At 31.6% G+C, this 15393-nt stretch carries 18 protein-coding genes; 8 read left to right on the forward strand and 10 right to left on the reverse strand.

Features of this window, described 5'->3' with window-relative positions:
• Positions 1 to 7: 7 nt before the first annotated feature.
• The gene (gene hemW / locus ACEN2I_RS12650; RefSeq protein ID WP_441766465.1) at positions 8 to 1144 is read right to left on the reverse strand and encodes a radical SAM family heme chaperone HemW; all 1137 of its coding nucleotides are present in this window, start codon (positions 1142 to 1144) and stop codon (positions 8 to 10) included.
• Between the two features lie 79 nt (positions 1145 to 1223).
• On the reverse strand, positions 1224 to 1778 hold the full coding sequence (ruvC, locus tag ACEN2I_RS12655) for a crossover junction endodeoxyribonuclease RuvC (protein ID WP_441766466.1): 555 nt from the start codon (positions 1776 to 1778) through the stop codon (positions 1224 to 1226).
• Positions 1779 to 1917: 139 nt separating this feature from the next.
• On the opposite strand from ruvC, the gene ACEN2I_RS12660 reads away from it, so the two are divergent.
• Both ACEN2I_RS12660 and ACEN2I_RS12665 read left to right on the forward strand, forming a co-directional pair.
• Complete coding sequence (locus ACEN2I_RS12660; RefSeq protein WP_441766467.1) at positions 1918 to 2847, forward strand: hypothetical protein; 930 nt, start codon at positions 1918 to 1920, stop codon at positions 2845 to 2847.
• Positions 2844 to 3947, forward strand: coding sequence for a glycosyltransferase family 2 protein (locus tag ACEN2I_RS12665; RefSeq protein ID WP_441766468.1), 1104 nt, complete (start codon positions 2844 to 2846; stop codon positions 3945 to 3947). Before ACEN2I_RS12660 ends, ACEN2I_RS12665 begins: the two co-directional genes overlap by 4 nt.
• 115 nt (positions 3948 to 4062) lie before the next feature.
• Here ACEN2I_RS12665 and ACEN2I_RS12670 read toward each other — a convergent pair whose 3' ends face one another.
• Positions 4063 to 4548, reverse strand: a complete 486-nt coding sequence (locus tag ACEN2I_RS12670; RefSeq protein ID WP_441766469.1) for a hypothetical protein — start codon at positions 4546 to 4548, stop codon at positions 4063 to 4065.
• Between the two features lie 46 nt (positions 4549 to 4594).
• Positions 4595 to 4972 carry a hypothetical protein gene (locus ACEN2I_RS12675; protein ID WP_441766470.1) on the reverse strand — a complete coding sequence of 126 codons (378 nt, stop codon included), beginning with the start codon at positions 4970 to 4972 and terminating at the stop codon, positions 4595 to 4597.
• 50 nt (positions 4973 to 5022) lie between these two features.
• Here ACEN2I_RS12675 and ACEN2I_RS12680 point away from each other — a divergent pair, with 50 nt between their 5' ends.
• Positions 5023 to 5523 carry a DUF456 domain-containing protein gene (locus ACEN2I_RS12680; protein WP_441766471.1) on the forward strand — a complete coding sequence of 167 codons (501 nt, stop codon included), beginning with the start codon at positions 5023 to 5025 and terminating at the stop codon, positions 5521 to 5523.
• A gap of 269 nt (positions 5524 to 5792) precedes the next feature.
• On the forward strand, positions 5793 to 6380 hold the full coding sequence (locus ACEN2I_RS12685; RefSeq protein ID WP_441766472.1) for a DUF937 domain-containing protein: 588 nt from the start codon (positions 5793 to 5795) through the stop codon (positions 6378 to 6380).
• An 18-nt stretch (positions 6381 to 6398) separates the two neighbouring features.
• Here ACEN2I_RS12685 and ACEN2I_RS12690 read toward each other — a convergent pair whose 3' ends face one another.
• From ACEN2I_RS12690 to xrtF, 6 genes are all read right to left on the reverse strand, one after another.
• Positions 6399 to 7079 carry a DedA family protein gene (locus tag ACEN2I_RS12690; RefSeq protein ID WP_441766473.1) on the reverse strand — a complete coding sequence of 227 codons (681 nt, stop codon included), beginning with the start codon at positions 7077 to 7079 and terminating at the stop codon, positions 6399 to 6401.
• A 132-nt stretch (positions 7080 to 7211) separates the two neighbouring features.
• Positions 7212 to 7553 (reverse strand): heavy-metal-associated domain-containing protein, encoded by a 342-nt coding sequence (locus ACEN2I_RS12695; RefSeq protein WP_441766474.1) that lies wholly within the window; start codon positions 7551 to 7553, stop codon positions 7212 to 7214.
• Between the two features lie 51 nt (positions 7554 to 7604).
• Positions 7605 to 9611, reverse strand: coding sequence for a TonB-dependent receptor plug domain-containing protein (locus ACEN2I_RS12700; protein WP_441766475.1), 2007 nt, complete (start codon positions 9609 to 9611; stop codon positions 7605 to 7607).
• 106 nt (positions 9612 to 9717) lie between these two features.
• Positions 9718 to 10116 (reverse strand): HYC_CC_PP family protein, encoded by a 399-nt coding sequence (locus tag ACEN2I_RS12705; protein WP_441766476.1) that lies wholly within the window; start codon positions 10114 to 10116, stop codon positions 9718 to 9720.
• Positions 10117 to 10160: 44 nt separating this feature from the next.
• Complete coding sequence (locus ACEN2I_RS12710) at positions 10161 to 10607, reverse strand: exosortase F system-associated membrane protein (protein WP_441766477.1); 447 nt, start codon at positions 10605 to 10607, stop codon at positions 10161 to 10163.
• Positions 10597 to 11133, reverse strand: coding sequence for an exosortase family protein XrtF (xrtF, locus tag ACEN2I_RS12715; RefSeq protein WP_441766478.1), 537 nt, complete (start codon positions 11131 to 11133; stop codon positions 10597 to 10599). Before xrtF ends, ACEN2I_RS12710 begins: the two co-directional genes overlap by 11 nt.
• 68 nt (positions 11134 to 11201) lie before the next feature.
• Between xrtF and ACEN2I_RS12720 the strand changes: the two genes are divergently transcribed.
• The 4 genes from ACEN2I_RS12720 (at position 11202) to ACEN2I_RS12735 (ending at position 15224) form a co-directional block, all read left to right on the forward strand.
• Positions 11202 to 11657 carry a GAF domain-containing protein gene (locus ACEN2I_RS12720; RefSeq protein ID WP_441766479.1) on the forward strand — a complete coding sequence of 152 codons (456 nt, stop codon included), beginning with the start codon at positions 11202 to 11204 and terminating at the stop codon, positions 11655 to 11657.
• 31 nt (positions 11658 to 11688) lie between these two features.
• Positions 11689 to 12384, forward strand: coding sequence for a hypothetical protein (locus tag ACEN2I_RS12725; RefSeq protein ID WP_441766480.1), 696 nt, complete (start codon positions 11689 to 11691; stop codon positions 12382 to 12384).
• Positions 12385 to 12604: 220 nt separating this feature from the next.
• On the forward strand, positions 12605 to 12871 hold the full coding sequence (gene rpsO, locus ACEN2I_RS12730; RefSeq protein ID WP_042566099.1) for a 30S ribosomal protein S15: 267 nt from the start codon (positions 12605 to 12607) through the stop codon (positions 12869 to 12871).
• Between the two features lie 217 nt (positions 12872 to 13088).
• Positions 13089 to 15224 (forward strand): polyribonucleotide nucleotidyltransferase, encoded by a 2136-nt coding sequence (locus ACEN2I_RS12735; protein WP_441766481.1) that lies wholly within the window; start codon positions 13089 to 13091, stop codon positions 15222 to 15224.
• Positions 15225 to 15393 lie beyond the last annotated feature (169 nt).

Consider the following 15393-nt stretch of genomic DNA (forward strand, 5'->3'; position numbering starts at 1 on the left):
AAGGTTTTTATTCTTCCAAATTTAAGTAAAAGAGATCACTTGCTATTCCATCGGTCAAAAATTTTCCTTTTGCGGTTGGTTTTAGGATGTTATTTTCAATGGAAACTAGCTTGTCACTCAAGAATTTCTCACTCTGTTTTAGAAGGTAATTCAAATAATCCAAACCAAATTCTTTTTCAATTCTGTCCAATGAAACGCCCCAAATTGTTCTTAAGCCTGTCATAATGTATTCATTATAACGATCAGACTTTGATAAAATTTCGGTTTCGATCGGCAAAACATCTTCCTGAATCGATTTTATGTAAAGTGTATTATTGGCAATATTCCATCCTCTTTTTTTACCATCATAACTATGTGCCGAAGGACCAATTCCGATATATTTTTTTCCCAGCCAATAGGCTGAATTATTTTTAGAAAAGTAATTCTCTTTCCCAAAATTGGATAATTCGTAGTGAATAAAACCGTTTTTTTGAAGTGTTTCTACCAAAATCATAAAATGATTCGAAGCCACTTCGTCTTGCGGTTCAGCAATTTTCCCGGTATCAATCAATTTTTTTAAAGCTGTTTTAGGCTCGACGGTCAAAGCATAACTGGAAATATGAGGAATATCAAAACTCAAGGCTGTGTCAATATTTTGTTTCCACATTTCATCAGTTAATCCCGGAATTCCATAAATTAAATCGAGTGAAATATTATCGAAATATTTAATCGCTTCTTCTAAACATTTTTTGGCTTCCGCCGAATTATGAGCGCGATTCATTATTTTCAGATCTTCTTCATAAAAAGACTGAATTCCGATGCTCAGACGATTTATTGGACTTTTAGATAATTCTAAAATTCGTTCTGAAGATAAATCGTCAGGATTGGCTTCGAGCGTAATTTCGGGATTTTCAGAAACTTTATAATTTTTATAAACTTCAGCAATTAAAAAGTTAATTTCGTCATTACTCAAAACAGAAGGTGTTCCTCCACCAAAGTATATAGTTTCTACAACATCATTTTCAAACTCATTTTTACGCATACCAATTTCTTTGGCCAAAGCCAAAACCATATCATCTTTCTTTTTCATCGAAGTCGAAAAATGAAAGTCGCAATAGTGGCAAGCCTGTTTGCAGAATGGGATGTGAATGTAGATTCCTGACATTTTTAATTAGATAATTAGAGAGAGTGTCAATTAGATGATTTATTAGTTGTCTACAGAATTATCAAATTGGCACATTAACTCATTTTTTAACTCGTTCCTCATTTTGTTTTACAAAAGCATCCCATCCGGAATAACTTTTTCCTGCCACAATTTTCCCCGAATTAAAAAAATGACATACTGCAGCCGCCAAACCATCAGTTGAATCGAGATTTTTAGGTAATTCTTTTAAACTTAAAAGCTGTTGGAGCATTTTGGCCACTTGTTCTTTACTGGCATTTCCGTTTCCGGTAATCGCCATTTTTATCTTTTTAGGCTCGTACTCCGTAATTGGAATATCTCTTGAAAGTCCGGCTGCCATGGCAACACCTTGCGCACGACCTAACTTCAGCATTGACTGCACATTTTTACCAAAAAAAGGTGCTTCGATCGCAATTTCGTCAGGATGGTGTGTCTCAATTAATTCGATGGTACGCTCAAAAATGATTTTTAATTTTTGGTAATGGTTGTCATATTTGGACAATTGCAATTCGTTAAGCTGCAAAAACTCCATTTTTTTATTGGTAACTTTAATCAATCCAAAACCCATGATTGTTGTTCCGGGGTCAATACCTAATATGATTCGTTCTTTTGTCATTTTTTATTTCACGAAGATTCAAGAATAAAACTCAAAGATTCACAAAGTTTTTATTTCTGACTATAATAATTTAAATCTTTACGAAACTCTGTGGACCTTCGCATGACTTTGTGTAATAGTTTTTCCTTTACTTTGCACCATGATTTCAATTCCTCACAAAGCTAAACAATTCCTTGTTCTTCTGGTCAAACTTTTGATTGTAGGTGGTGCATTTTATTTTATTTATAATCAATTGGCGAATAATGATAAACTGGACTGGCAAAAATTTATAACGGTTTTTCATAAAAATAAGTCGGTTTTGGGTATTGGCTTTATTTTGCTTTTGAGTGTAATGAATCGGTATTTTGAGATTTTGAAATGGCAGAATTTAGCCCGAGTCATTTATCCAATATCTTTAGGCGAAGCTACGAAACAGGTTTTGGCTGCTTTAACCGCCGGAATTTTTACACCAAACGGAGTTGGAGAATATGCCGGAAAAGCACTTTACTTTCAAAAATCAGAAACGAAAAATGTTGTTTTTCTGAATTTAATCTGCAATGGAATCCAGATGGTTTTAACTGTTGTTTTTGGAACTATTGGTATTTTAATTATCGGGCATTCGAAATGGTTTTTAGGAATAATCGGCATCGCAGTTTTCATTTTTCTGTTTTCTTTCTTCTTAAAAAAGATAAAAATAAAGGGATATTCTATTGAGAAATTAATTGAAAAGATCAATACAATTCCCAAACCAATTCATCAAAAAAATATTGTTTTAGGGATTTTACGTTATCTCGTTTTCTCGCACCAATATTACTTCTTGTTTTTGGCTTTTAATGTTGATTTGCCTTATCTGACATTGATTTCAACAATTGCCGTTGTTTACTTTTTGGCTTCATCATTGCCCACATTTCAGTTTTTAGATTTTGCCGTAAAAGGAAGTGTTGCTATTTATTTCTTCGGAATTTTAGGGGTAAACGAATGGATTGTGGTTTTTATCAGTACACTAATGTGGTTTTTAAATGTAGTTTTACCCGTTATTTTAGGCAGCTATTATGTATTGAATTTTAAACCAAAAACGGCAATAGCATGAGTTTGGTTTTATTCTTAATATTGAATATTTACGTCGTAAGTATTAGCTTGCTTATTTATGGTTTTACCAAAGTAAAAAAATATCAAAAGACGAATTTAACTCAACAAACGAGTTTTACCATTATTGTTCCGTTTCGGAATGAAGCTGAAAATTTACCGAAGCTTTTAGAAAGCTTTTCAAATCTAAATTATCCGACTGATTTATTTGAAGTGATTTTGGTGGATGATAGTTCAATACAGAAATTCCAAATTTTAAATCCCAAATTCCAAGTTTCTATAATGGATAACCTTCGGATTTCTGATTCCCCTAAAAAAGATGCTATTTCTACAGCAATGCAACACGTAAAAACCAATTGGGTTATTACTACTGATGCAGACTGTATTGTGCCTGAAAACTGGCTTTTGACATTCGATAATTATATACAGGAAAAGCAGGTTTCAATGTTAGCTGGTGCTGTTTCATATGCCTGTGAAAGCTCATTTTTAGATTATTTTCAACAATTAGATTTGACAAGTTTGCAAGGTGCTACAATTGGAAGTTTTGGACTTAATAAAGCTTTTATGTGCAACGGAGCTAATTTTGCCTATACAAAATCATTATTCGAAAAAGTAAACGGATTTGAAGGAAACGATAAAATTGCCAGTGGCGACGATGTGTTTTTACTGCAAAAAGCTTTCAATTTATTTCCTGATGAAGTTCATTATTTAAAAGCTAAAGAAGCTATTGTGATTACCAAACCTACAGAAAATTGGAAATCTTTATTTTATCAGAGAGTACGCTGGGCGGCAAAAACAAGTTCGTATCAAAGTAATTTTGGAAAGATTTTAGGATTGATTGTTTTTTTTGTAAACCTGAGTTTTGTAATTGGTTTTGTGTTTTTTCTTTTTGGAATTTGGTCATCCGCGCTTTTGGTTTTGTATGCCGTTTTAAAATTTGCTATAGATTTTGTACTTCTTTATATTACCAATCAATTTTTGACAAAAGCCAGAATAAAACATTTGCTATTAAGCAGTTTATTTTATCCTTTTTTTAGTTCGGCTGTGGCATTGTACAGTTTGTTTGGCTCTTATGAATGGAAAGAACGTCGATTTAAAATATAATTTCTGTTGTATTTTAGTGCCTAGCCCTGATGGAAGCGACATCCTTTTTGTTTTTTCTTTAAAAATAAAAAGATACAGCGGACAGCAGGAAATGGCTCCTGAAAAATTTTCTAATTTATTTTATTTCTTTTTCCTTAAGAATTACAGGTAAAATAAATTGTGTTTTTACCGGAATTCCTCGTTTTATAGCAGGATTTACTCTTGGAAAATCAATTAATCTTGCACGAAGGATACTGTCCATTCTGATGGTATCGTATGTTACTGAATCTTTCGGAAACTGTGGCTCAAATTTTAAAGTTGAGTTAGGAAAAACAGTTACTTTGACTTCTATAGTATCTAATTCGGGATATAAAACGGATAATGTATCTATGTCTAATTTTTCCTGAATAAGCTGTGACATGATTTCGAAAAAACATTGTTGACGTTGCTTTTTATCGCTGATTTTCTCACAATCTGCAACCGATGGGTATTCATCGACTTCTTTCCAGTTAATTGATTTTAACTCTTTTTGAAGTAATTCTTTTTCAGACGGAACCTGCTTGTCAAAATATTGACAAGAATTGAAAAATATAAAAATTAAAAAAAGGAAAAAATGCTTCAAGATCTTGATGTTGAATTGAAATTAGTGTTTAAATGTAAAAATACAATTATTTTTTTTGGGAAGCTTTGTATTGTAAATATTCTTCATAGTTTTCTGACAGCCACTTTTCTTTGTTTTGAGCTGCAACCTCTTTTTGTTCAGGATACAATGCCGCAAGTCTGTCTGAAAATGTGGCGATTTGAACTGTGTAATTATAAAATTCGGTTTTAGTCAAAATAACTTTAGGGTCATTTTTTTTATTAAAAAAATCAAAAAAAAGTGAGTCAAATTCTTTCATAGAGAAATTAGAAACTTTTTTCTTATTACTTTTATAAATGCTGTCTTGTAACAGCTTATCGTCTATAGAAAATTTTCCAGCTTGTGCCTGACTGTCACAAACAGAAAAAATCAAAAAATAAAGCAATATTAATTGGAGAAATTTCATTTTTTTAATTGCTGCAAAAGTTGATACACTCAAAATTACAAAAAAATATTATGGATTTACTATTGATATTACTTGGTTTTATATGCATGATTATTGGAATCTTGGGTAGCTTTTTACCCATTTTACCGGGTTTATCAAGTTGTTGGATTGGATTATTATTACTTTATTTAGCAAAAGCAGTCGAAAACAACTACTGGATTCTGAGTATCACTTTTATAATCATGATTTTCGTCACAATTTTAGACTACATAATTCCGGCTAAAGGAACTAAACGCTTTGGAGGCAGCTCTTATGGCATCTGGGGAACCAACATTGGCTTAATAGTTGGTATTTTGGCTCCAATTCCTCTTGGAGTGATTATTGGCCCTTTTGCAGGAGCTTTTATAGGGGAAATCATATATGATTCAAAAAACCATAAAAGAGCATTAAAAGCAGCAACAGGCTCATTAATTGGTTTTCTAGCCTCAAGTTTTATAAATTTTTTATTATGCGTAATTTATTTAGGTATATTTATTAATATAATCTGGCAAAATAGAGAATTATTGTTTTAGTCCACAATTTACGCTTAAGCTTTTTCTTATTTTTTAAAAAATAAAAATAAAATAAAAAATAAAAAATTATTACTTTATTTTGATAACCAGATACTATAGTTATTGATTATATCAATTTTTGTTAATTAAATTACAAAAGAGATAAAATAAAATTTTTAACTTATTTTTTGGATATGTTAATTTATTTTATATTTTTATCACTATAAATGATAAAATACCACCCTTAATCATTTATTTGAAGCAATTATTAATTAATCCAGTATACAATTATGACCCCAAATCTACAAATTGAACTACGCCGTTTTATCTCTTCCAATGTAATATCCAAACTGAACAAATTTTATTACGAAAATGATGCCTTATTAATTAAGGCTATAGACGTATCGTTAGGAACTGTTTTAATGGGATATTACAACAATTTTGATGAGAAGACATTAAAAGAAATGACTAATTTCGTCCAAAACACTATTTTTTATAAGGAAGTCGATTTTGCTTCTTCCCGAATATTATCTGTGGATGATAATTACAAACTGGAAGGCAATCACCTTTTAGAAAAAATTTTCACAACTAAAAGAGCGAGAATTACCGAAATGATTTCGAATGAAGTTGGCATTAAAAGTGAAACAGCACGTGAGGTTTTAAATTTCTCTGCTTTACTTATTATTTCTTATTTGAAGTATAATACTGAAGTAACTTCAAGTTTAAAATTGCTTTTAGACGAACAGAAAAGAGATGTTTTAAACAGTATTCCTCCAGGGATTAAAATTATTTTAGGCTTCTCATGTTATGAAACTGTAGAAGAAAAAAACAATTCGCGTTTTGCAAGATCTATTTTTAATCTTTTTGGAAATATCTAATTTTTATTAAACTAAAAATTAGATTTTCTCAATTGGTCTTTTTTTTAAAAGTTTCAATAGAACAGGGAATGTAGAAATAATCACAATGATAATAATGATATATTCAATGTGGTGTTTCAAATCAATTCCTTGTTTTAAAAACACGCCGTATAAATAATGACCCGAAAAGATTAGTATAAAAGACCATAAAAAAGAACTCAAAACATTATAGAACATAAATTTCTTTTTATCCATAGAAACTATACCCGCTATAATGGGAGCGAATGTTCTGAAAATTGGTAAAAACCTTGCATAAATGATAGCCTTACCTCCATACTTTTCGAAGAAATCCTTCGATTGTAAGAGGTATTTCTTTTTAAACCAAAATGTATCTTCTTTTTTAAATAAATAATAACCACTTTTGGCACCAAACCAGTATCCTGTCATATTACCAAAAACCCCCATTATAGCAACCAAAAAAGATAGTATAAAGACATTTAGGAAATCATTAGAAATAAAAACCATATTTTCTATCAGTTCCCGACTGTAAATCCCCGCTAGAAAAAGCAGACTGTCACCAGGCAGAAAAAAACCGGCAAACAATCCTGTTTCTGCAAAAACTATAAATAAAACAATAAATAAACCAATTTGAAAGCCACCAATACTTAATGTGATGTAAAATTCAGGGTTTATTAATTGAGTCCAGTCAAAATTATTCATATGGGGCTTGGTTACATTTATAAGTGTGTGAAAGTAACAATAATTTAATTTAACTACAATAAAATACGGTATTTTAAAGATAAATTAACTATTAAAAAAGCCCAGGCTTTTTTTTAAACCTGGGCTCCTTAATTATTGTCTTTCATACTTACAGCAAGTATGCAAATTATCATAATCTTCCTGAGATGCTTTTACTTCTTTTGTATCATGACCTACCTTTGCAACCGCCTTATTCAGATCTGCTGTTGATGACTTTTCCTCATTTAAAATAACTGTAAGCTGGTGTGAGCTAACGTCCCAATTTGCGGTTTTTACACCCGGAACACTAAAAGCCGCTTTTTCGATACGTTTTTTACATTGCTCACAATTTCCGTTAACTTCTGTAGTATATTTTAAATTCTTATTTTTTTTAGTTTGAGCCTGAGCTGAAAATCCTAAAAAAGCCATTAGTGCTATTAAAATTATTTTGTTCATTTTATTAAATATTAGTGTTATTGTAATTGATTTTTGAATTTGATATTGCAATTATTTTATTTTAAATCTTAACCCTGCATAATACATTTGTCCAAAAATGGGAGCATATGCAACAGAAGCATCAAAATTAGGGCCAAATGGATCATCTGAACCTAAAATTGCTTTTTCCTGTTTATAATTACTTATATTCTCTCCTCCTATATACACTTCCAAAACGGGAGAAAAAACTCTGGTGACCTGAACATTCATAACTGCATAAGAAGGTGAAAACTCAGAAAACTGATCTACTGCAGGATTTGATGCCGTGTAAGGTAATTGTTGTTGCCCTGACCAATTAAGTGTATAATCGAATTTCCATTGTTTGTCTCCGTTCAAATTGGTTTCGTATTCAAGATTTCCTAAAAAACGATGTTTTGCCTGCATTGGTCTCTGAAAAGTGCCTCTTAAATAATCCGTTTGAATGTCATAATATTTATATGCTGTTCTTAAATTCAGATTATGAATTAACTCATAATTAAACTCCACCTGCAAACTATTTGCAAATGAATTTCCTTTTAAATTATATAACAAAACTTCCTGAGGACTTTGCATTAAATCGACAATGGCCTGATTTTGAAAATCAGTTCTGTAGATATCAAAACCTGCTTCGGCATTTTTATTGAAAAGTTTAAATTTCTGAGAAAAACTCAAGCCATAATTCCATGCAATTTCAGGATTTAGTCCATAAATTTTTCCGTTATGATCTAAAATGGAAAAAGTTTTTGAGCTCGCAAAAAGCTGTTGATTCTCTGCAAAAATATTAGCCGAACGTTTTCCTCTGCCTGCAGAAAAACGAAGAACGCCATTTTTCCACGGGTTGTATCGCACATGTAAACGAGGTGTTACAAAAAAACCTAATCGGTTATGATTATCGATTCTTCCTCCTAAAATTACACTAAAATTATCTGTATTATCATATGTATATTCAAAAAATGCCCCAACCGAATTATCGATTCTACTGTAATCATTTACATTCACAAATTCCTGATATTGATCGTAAGTAAAATTTAGGCCGGTTGTAAATTTATGCATCGTATTATTGATAATCGAATTGAAAATTAAATTCGAATAAAAACTATTCTGTTTAATATCGTATTGGTTTAAACCAAAATAAGAATTTTGATTATGACTATTAAAAGCATTTTGAAAACCAATACTTTGATATGGCATGTCTGGAAAAACGTAACCAATTTTTGTCGAAACATCAAAACGTTCAGTATTGATTTCTGAGCCCCAATGATTGGTTGTTCCTCGATTTGTATGTTTATCGAAATCAACTTCTCCGGTCTGCTTTTGATCATTCATATATCTGAAATTGATAAAACTAACCAAACCTTTTTCCGCATTATAATATTGATATCTGTTTAAAACATTAATTTGTTTCCCTAACGGATTATCCAAAAATCCGTCATCGTTCATATCATTTTTTGCCACACGAGTATTTCCGTGCAGAAACAGACTTGTTGCCCATTTATCAGATAATTTTTTATTGAAATGTGTATTCAATTCAAAACGGGAATCGGTAGAACCATAAGCATTCAGAAAAAACGGAATGTCGCTTAAAGGTTTTAAAAGTTCTGTATTTATTTGTCCCGAAATACTTTCGTAACCATTGATAACACTTCCGGCTCCCTTTGTAATCTGAACACTTTCTATCCAGGTTCCAGGTGTAAATGACAAACCATAAGCCTGAGAAGCCCCACGTACGGAAGGAATATTTTCCTCAGTAATCATTAGATATGGGCTAGTTAAACCCAACATTTTTATCTGTTTTGTCCCTGTTAAAGCATCAGAAAAATTGACATCTATTGACGGATTGGTTTCAAAGCTTTCTGCAAGGTTACAACAGGCTGCTTTTAGCAATTCCTTGCTTGTAATTACAGTAGTATTGGCAGTAAGCGTATAGGATTTTTTAAGTCCTTTTTTCTTTTTTGTAATTTTCACTTCCTCCAGATCTTCTTGCGAAAACACAGAAACAGAAAGTAAAAACATCACAAAAAGCATGATATTTTTTTGCATAAAAAATGATTTTAATTATTTAGATAATTCTGTTTTTTCGTTTAACATTAAAAAACAAAAAACAGTAAAGCACAAGTCGTAACTGACTTGATTCTAAACATTAAAATCAGGCGTAAAAAATATATTGCTGGTGTAGTTGATATAAAGGAGGTGCATTCGCATCAGCATAATACGAAAGGATTTGATTGCTTTTGAAATTTGGAATTGATAAAAAAGCAATGGGTTGAAGTTCCTGAATTATTGCCGGAAAAGCAATCTGAAAAAAGAAAATCTTAAGAGTAGCATCATCTGATTTTTTTTCAAAATGAACTACTTTGTCTTTACAACAAGAAGATTTTTTTTCTTTGGCTTCGCAGCATTTTCTTTCAGGAGATACTGAAAAAGAGGCATTTAATGAAACAGAAGCTATTTTTCCTCCGCAATAATGCACATCAAAAGCAAACCCAATGTTGGAAACCAACAATAGGAACGCTAAAAATAATCCTGTGCATTTCTTTAAATTCATACTGCAAAAGTATTTAAAAAGTTTTTACAAAATCTAATAAAATGTTATTTTTTGAGATTTTGCCCCTGATAATAAAATGCCGGTATAAACAGCAACACTAATATGGGCTGAATGATAAATCTTCTCACGTAAAAAAGCAGCCAATTTGACTCAGGAAAATAATTTAGAATTATAAAAAACATTACAAACAACATCACTAGAAAAAAAACATATATAAAAGTAGTGAATTTTAAAATCCCAGGAACCCGAAACAAATTGTAAATAAGTATTAGTGATAAAATAGTATTTAACAAATAACGAAAAAAAAGTCCGAAAAAAAGCTTTAAAACATCAAATTCAGGAATTGGCAAATTCTTAAAATCTGACTCAAAATAATCTAAAAAAGGATCATAAAACAATTGGTTCTCAAACGCCCTTACCAATCCCAAACACAGCACAACTACTATTGTGATAAGAATTTTAACTTTATGTTCAAATATTTTATTTAGCATATTTTGAAAATCTATTAATCCAAAATATCCATAATATAAAAACCAATCCGTAAATTATTAAAGGAAACAGGACTCCATGTAAAATGTGTGCTTTTTCTGGAAAACGGTATAATAAAACGGTTAATAATGCAATTCGAATTACATTTAAAATATAAATAAAAAGACTCCCTAACAAAATATAAGAAATGGTAGTTTTAAATTTACCGGAAAAAGCAATTACAAAAGAAATAAATAGAATAATAACACTTATCGCATTACAGCCTTCTACAATTCGAACTGTAAATTTTTCATTATACCAGACTTCTAAATAAGGATTCAACTGATTTTTCTGAATTCTAATGTCACAGTTAAACAACTGTATTACCTGTTCAACATTTCGACCCACAATATTTGTAACTCCATCTACATCGTTCGTTTCAAAACTATTTAAATAAAGTTTATAAAGTAAAGTCAGTACAATGTAAGCGAAAAAAAAAGTCACTATAAAAAGTAGAAAGGGCTTAAATTGTATTAAATATTTTTTCAAAAGATTTTTTTTCAAATTTATATCTTTTTGAGTTCAGCATTAAATACTTTTGTATAAAATTTTAAATTATGATATTTCAGGAATTACAACCCAAGATAAGTAGTATTGTAGCTGATACAAATACCGTAAGAGATGAAAAATTATTGGCAATCTGTCAATTATTAAATACAAATGTAGAATATTATAACTGGGTTGGTTTTTATTTTGCCAATCATGAAAATAAAACTTTGCATTTAGGCCCTTATGTAGGTGCTGAAACTGACCACACCGTAATTCCTTTCGGAAAAGGAATCTGCGGACAAGTTGCTGAAAGCAATGCAAATTTTGTAGTGCCGGATGTTGCAGCTCAGGACAATTATATTGCCTGCAGTTTTACAGTAAAATCAGAAATCGTAGTTCCATTATTTGTTAATGGTGTAAACATTGGTCAAATTGATATTGATAGTCACGTGATTGATCCGTTTACAGAAGCTGATGAGCGTTTTTTAGAATTTGTAAATCAGGAGGTTGCTAAATTATTCTAGAAATCCTATTTTTATATAAAAATAGATCTGAATGAAAAAAAATATGTCCCTAATATTTCTCCTTCTAATTTCAGGAAATCTATTTGCACAAATTAGCATGGTCTCGAAAAAGTTTTTTCTTGATTCTTTGAATCGTGAAGCAACTCCAGAAAATTATAGTTATACGCGGGTAATCACAAACTATTCTCAAAAAAGTGTTAGATATGTCGTTACCGATTTTTATAAAAACGGAAGAAAGAAAATGACAGGTACAACCTTAGACAGAGACGTCTTGAAAAAAGACGGCGAGTTTATTTATTATTACAAGAATGGTTCAAAAGAATCGGTTATAAATTATTCAGAAGATCATAAATCAGGAAAGGAAGTCAATTGGTACGAAAACCAAAGTAAAAAATCTGACAAACAGCATTTTTGGGATCCTAAAACTAAAAAATCTCAAACCTTAATTCTTAATTTTTGGGATGAAAATAAAAATCAGACTGTAATTGACGGAAATGGAGAATACGAAGACAAGAATGAATCCGTAACAGAAAAAGGAGCCATTAAAAATGGTTTAAAGCAAGGTGTCTGGCAGGGAAATGATAACGTACTAAAAATTACATTTACCAATAATTATGATCAGGGAATTCTGGTTTCAGGAATAAGGATAGACGAAAACAATGTAAAGACTTCTTATTCTTCATTGAATGAAAAACAAACTGGTAAAAGATTGGAAAAGAAAAAGTAATTTTCGTTTAATATAAATTCCTGAAAAAATACTTTCAAATAGCAATATTTAAAAACGAAACAAACTGAAAATCAACAAATAAAAGCTTTTTAGCGCCATAAATTCACTAATCATTAAAATTTTCAATTTATAAATTTATTTTCTCAAAAAAAAGTTCTATTTTTGCACCCGTCTTACAAAAGCTGTATGACATACATAAAAATCATTAAATAATATTGGAATGTATTTAACTAAAGAAAAGAAAGAAGAGATTTTCGCACAACACGGTGGTGCAACAAACACTGGAAGCGCAGAAGGTCAGATTGCATTGTTCACTTACAGAATTTCACACTTAACTGAACACTTGAAAAAAAATCGTCACGATTACAACACTGAGCGTTCACTTGTACTATTAGTAGGTAAAAGAAGATCTTTGTTGGATTACTTGAAAAAGAAAGAGATCAACAGATATCGTGAGATTATCAAAGTATTGAATATCAGAAAATAATCAATATAGTAAAGAGGTGCGAGAGTGCCTCTTTTTTTATTTAAATTTTAAAAATCTGAGTTTAGATTTTTAATTTTACAAACGAATTAATATTGATTTTTGAAATTGATATTAACATTAAAAAAAGTTTGGTTTTTCATTGGGTTTTAGAAACAACAACTACACACAACAACTACAACACAACTAAAACCCATTGTATAACCAATAAGGAAAAATTATGATTCCACAATTATTTGTAGAAAGTATCGATTTAGGTGATGGCAGAAGCATCACAATCGAGACAGGACGTTTAGCTAAGCAAGCTGACGGTTCGGTAGTAGTTAGAATGGGCGACACAATGATACTTGCAACAGCAGTTTCAGCCCGCACATCTAACCCAGGCGTTGATTTTTTACCATTAACGGTAGATTACCGCGAAAAATTTGCAGCCGCAGGTCGTTTCCCGGGAGGCTTTTTCAAGAGAGAAGCTCGTCCAAGCGACAGTGAAGTATTAACAATGAGATTAGTTGACCGTGTTTTGCGTCCGCTTTTCCCAGATGATTACCATGCTGAAACGCAAGTTATGATTCAGTTAATGTCTCATGACGAAGAAGTAATGCCAGATGCTTTAGCTGGTTTAGCTGCCTCTGCAGCATTAGCAGTTTCAGACATCCCCTTTTATAACCTAATTTCTGAAGTTCGTGTTGCGCGTATTGACGGAAAATTTGTTATCAATCCAACAAGAGCAGACTTAGAAAAATCTGATATCGATATGATGATTGGAGCCTCTATGGATTCTGTTGCGATGGTAGAAGGTGAGATGAAAGAAATTTCAGAAGCTGAAATGGTGGAAGCTATTAAATTTGCTCACGAAGCTATTAAAGTTCAGATTCAAGCACAATTGCGTCTCCAGGCTGCTTTTGGTAAAAAAGAAATTCGTACTTACGAAGGTGAGAAAGAAAACGAAGATATCTACAAAAAAGTAAAAGCTGCAGCTTACGATAAAATTTATGCTATTGCAAAAGTTGGTTCGGCTAAACACGAAAGAACTGCTGCATTTGCTGAAGTAAAAGAAGAAATAAAAGCTTTATTTACAGAAGAAGAATTGGCTGCTGATGGAGATTTAGTTTCTAAATATTTTTACAAAACAAACAAAGAAGCTGTTCGTAACGTAGTATTAGAATTAGGTGTTCGTTTAGATGGTAGAAAAACAACAGACATCAGACCAATCTGGTGTGAAATTGATTATTTACCAAGAGTTCACGGTTCTGCATTGTTTACTCGTGGAGAAACCCAGGCATTGGCTACTGTAACTTTAGGAACTTCTAGAGAAGCTAACCAAATAGATTCACCATCTGAACAAGGTGAAGAAAAATTCTATTTACACTATAACTTCCCTCCTTTTTCAACTGGTGAAGCAAAACCTCTAAGAGGAACTTCAAGAAGAGAAGTTGGTCACGGTAACTTGGCTCAAAGAGCTTTGAAAAACATGATTCCTGTTGACTGTCCTTACACAATTCGTATTGTATCTGAAGTTTTAGAATCTAATGGTTCTTCTTCTATGGCAACAGTTTGTGCCGGAACAATGGCTTTGATGGATGCTGGTGTTCAAATGGTAAAACCAGTTTCTGGAATTGCTATGGGATTAATTACTGACGGTGAGAAATTTGCCGTATTGTCTGATATCTTAGGTGATGAAGATCACTTAGGAGACATGGATTTTAAAGTAACCGGTACTGCTGACGGTATTACAGCTTGTCAAATGGATATTAAAATTGATGGTTTACGCTATGATATTATGGAGCAAGCTTTAGGGCAAGCCCGTGAAGGACGTTTACACATTTTAGGGAAATTGACTGAAACTATCGCAGCTCCAAGAGAAGATGTAAAAGCACATTCTCCAAAAATCATCACCAGAACTATTCCTGGAAACTTTATTGGAGCATTAATTGGGCCTGGTGGAAAAGTGATTCAGGAATTACAAAAAGCTACAGGAACAACTATTGTGATCAACGAAGTTGATGAACAAGGTGTTATCGAAATCTTAGGTACTGATCCTGCTGGAATTGAAGCAGTATTAGCTAAAATTAAGTCAATCACTTTCAAACCTCAAATGGGAGAAGCTTATGAAGTGAAAGTAATTAAAATGTTAGATTTTGGAGCTGTAGTTGAATATACTGCTGCACCAGGAAACGAAGTTTTATTACACGTTTCTGAGTTAGCCTGGGAACGCACTGAAAACGTTACTGATGTTGTAAACATGGGTGATGTGTTTGAAGTGAAGTATTTAGGGCTTGATCCTAAAACGAAAAAAGAAAAAGTGTCAAGAAAAGCGCTTTTACAAAGACCTCCGCGTGAGGAGAAAAAAGAGTAATCAGATCTTAGTTTACTAAAGGTTTATTCATAGAAAACCCCCAATTCAAATATTTGAATTGGGGGTTTTTGTTTTATTTAAATAGAATTTTTATTACATTTTAACAGTCTTAAGTTATTTTTGTAACATTTTTTCAATACTTTTGAAACATGCCAAATTAAAACCATAA

Origin of the sequence: Flavobacterium sp. W22_SRS_FK3 (assembly GCF_052113665.1) — a bacterium.
GTDB lineage: Bacteria > Bacteroidota > Bacteroidia > Flavobacteriales > Flavobacteriaceae > Flavobacterium.